We start from the raw sequence: 2932 nt of genomic DNA, 5'->3' as shown, positions 1-2932 counted from the left end.
GCACGAGCAGTTCGTCGCCGCGCAGCCGACCATCCCTGCCCTCGGAAACGGATTGAACGATTGCCTCTCTGCGCGCCTGGCTCCAGTCGGCGACAATCCGCTCGATCGTTTCCGCGCGCGTGCCCGCCTCGGCAAGGTGACCATGCCGGGCATAAACGTCGAGACCTTTCTCGATCTCGCCGCGGGCAAAGAGCCGCGAGGCCTCTCGCGCCCATTCTTCACGCTGTCGGCGAACACCGGCAAGCTCGGCAAAACCGATGCGGTCGCTGATCGCCCGAAAGGCAGCACCCGCCTGGATTGGCTGTAGCTGCATGGCGTCGCCGACGAGAACGACTTTCGCGCCCGCCTCCTCGGCAATCTTCAGCACACGGGCCATCTGCTGCGAGGCCACCATGCCGGCTTCGTCGATGACGAGCACATCACCGCGATGGAGCGTGTCGCGGCCATTCGCCCAGGTCAGTTCCCAGGCGGCGAGGGTGCGTGACTTGATGCCGGAACTGTCTTCCAAGCCTTCCGCTGCCTTGCCCGCAAGCGCTGCACCGATCACCCCGCGCCCCTGGCCTTCCCAGGCAAGGCGGGCTGCCGCGAGCAGCGTCGACTTGCCGGCGCCGGCAAGCCCGACAACGGCGGCAATGCCGCTGTCGCCGGTGACATGGCGGATGGCGTCGACCTGTTCCGCATCGAGCCAAAAAGGATGTTTGGGATCGCCGCTCTCGACGCGCTCGATCGCCGCATCGACCTGCCGAGCCGATACCCCAAAGCCTGCTTGCTCCGAAAGAACCCGCGCCGAACGCGCCATGTCGTATTCGATGCGCAGTATCTCCCGTGTGGTGAACACGGCCGGTTCCGACGCCTTGCCGGTCTCAGCGTCAAGCTGCTGCGGCTTCAACATCACCAGTTCATCCGACGCCATCAGCCGGGCGCGGATATTGGTGAAGTCCGCCGGATCGTCGACATAGCGGTGCAGCGCCTTGGCGATATCCTTCTCGTCGAAGGTGGAGCGCTCATTGCCGAGCTGCTTCAGCAAAAGCTCCGGCTCCGCCAGCAGCCGGTCGGCCATCTCGTGGCGGCGGGCGAGATCGGCCGGCGCGAAGTAAAGCTCCCTGCCCTTTCTCGCAAGGGCTGCCTTCTCCGGTCCGAGATGTTTTTGCGCGACGCCGTCGAGACCCTGTTCGGCATAGGAGCGGCCGTCGAGCCGGATCTCATGACCGGCAAGCGCCAGGTGCCGGTTGGCCGTTTCCGCCCAGGCGATCTTCCAGGCCTTCAAGGTTTCCTTGTCGCCTGCCCACACCTTATAGACGATCTTGCCATTCGGTCGATCGGGCGTGACGACACGCAGCGGCGCGCCATCCTCGCCCGTCACCGGAACCTTCTTTGCTCCGAACCCCTGCTCCGTCAGAGGCCTCAGCGTCGTCATCAGGTGGATATGCGGGTTGCCGTCCTTGTCGTGATAGACCCAATCGGCAATCATCCCCCTCGAGGTGAAATTGTCGCGGACGAACTCCCGGACAAGCGCGATGTTCTCCGCTCGCGTCAATTCCTCCGGCAGTGCGATGATCAGCTCGCGAGCGAGCTGCCCATCGGCCCTGCTCTCGAAAGCGTCGACGGCGTTCCACAGTGCCTCGCTGGCGCCGGCTACGGACTGGCCGTCGATCGCCGCCCTCAGCCAACCGGGAATCTGCTCCGGCAGTGCCAGCTCCTCATGCACCAGTTCCCGCGACCCAGCACGATAGCTGAAGGCCGTTCCGGCCTGTTCGTCCATCATCCGGGCGCGATGACGATAGGCAGCAGCCGAGACGATGCTGCGCCCCGCTCCCCTGCTGATCACCTGCGCTCTGACGAACATGATCGCCAAATGACTGCTCCAGATCTTCCAAGCACGTCGCGCCAGCGACGTATATTGCGCCCTCGAACCGATCGGACCGGAGGGCCGATGCCGCTTTTCCGGAACATGGGCCTCGCCGGAATTTCGGCTGCGACGTTCTGGGGTCGATGCAAGATAGCCTATTTAACTATTTTATTCTAGTTAGTATAGCGGTGGTGCAACGGCTGGGGATGGCCGGCAATGGCGCATGGCGGCCATGGCGAGCTATGCTTACTTTCTAACTCTGATCGGAAGCTTTACATGAATATAGCGATTGGCCGGGATGGGGCGGTAAGCCACCGCTCCTGATCTGCGGCCAAGACTTCAATTCCATTCACATCCTGTTCTTCGCTGGATAGGGTGGATACAAAACGATCAATTCCGCTTTAGAGACGACCGCCGACTGAGAGACTGCCTTGTTTGCGAATCACCAGAATTGGGCGCTGCTACCCGGCCCATTGAACGGCACGCGCCACATAGACGGGTATGCCGGTTGCTAACGTGATATCCTTGATGATTGGCGCCAGCGAGCCGAGTTCGTCCGCGATCAGCGCAACGAGTTTGGGATAGTTGGTATCGATGCCAGTGTCGTCGACAGCCCAAGCGTTCACCCAATCGGCGCCGTTGACGCTGAATTCGTGCGTGTCGCGATCGATTTCGAGGTCGTCCAGCAGATTGATGGTGAAGCGCCGGAAAATCTCGTTCTCACCCTCCAGCTGATATTCGGCGAATTCATCGTCCCCGATGAGAGCCCTCCGTTGCAATTCCATGATGACGTGGATCCGATCAATTGCCGCCTCGAGTCCATCGACCAGGCGATCGTGAAGCTCGCGCGAGAAGCTGCTGTCGCAGCCGAAGCGGTTTGCCAGGACGACGAGTCGGAAACCGGCAAGCTTGGTGTAGAGCATGAGGTTCTGATCGGTTGTCATAATAGGATCTCCTTCATCTTGATGACGGAGATCGGCGCCTCTGTTGCAAAGAGGGGTCAAGGACCGCGGAACGCGGCTTGCAAGCGGGGGAACCGATTCTTCCAGAGCGCAGTGAAACGCAGCGGCGGAAAATTGGGGG

At 61.7% G+C, this 2932-nt stretch carries 2 protein-coding genes; both read right to left on the bottom strand.

What is annotated here, in order from left to right:
• Window positions 1-1855: Ti-type conjugative transfer relaxase TraA (gene traA, locus PH551_RS32630; protein ID WP_285196394.1), on the bottom strand; the 1855-nt coding region annotated here is incomplete at its 3' end.
• 455 nt (window positions 1856-2310) lie between these two features.
• A complete protein-coding gene (locus tag PH551_RS32625; protein WP_285196393.1) occupies window positions 2311-2793 on the bottom strand; it encodes a hypothetical protein in 483 nt (160 codons plus the stop codon).
• Window positions 2794-2932: the final 139 nt, after the last annotated feature.

The organism is Rhizobium atlanticum (assembly GCF_030182485.1).
Classification (GTDB): Bacteria; Pseudomonadota; Alphaproteobacteria; order Rhizobiales; family Rhizobiaceae; genus Rhizobium.
Note: the sequence above shows the minus strand (reverse complement) of the source record. Positions and strands in the feature narration are given on the sequence as shown.

Coding starts and splice junctions, on each gene's coding strand:
- PH551_RS32625 (WP_285196393.1), bottom strand. CDS start 2,793: ATGACAACCGATCAGAACCTCATGCTCTACACCAAGCTTGCCGGTTTC.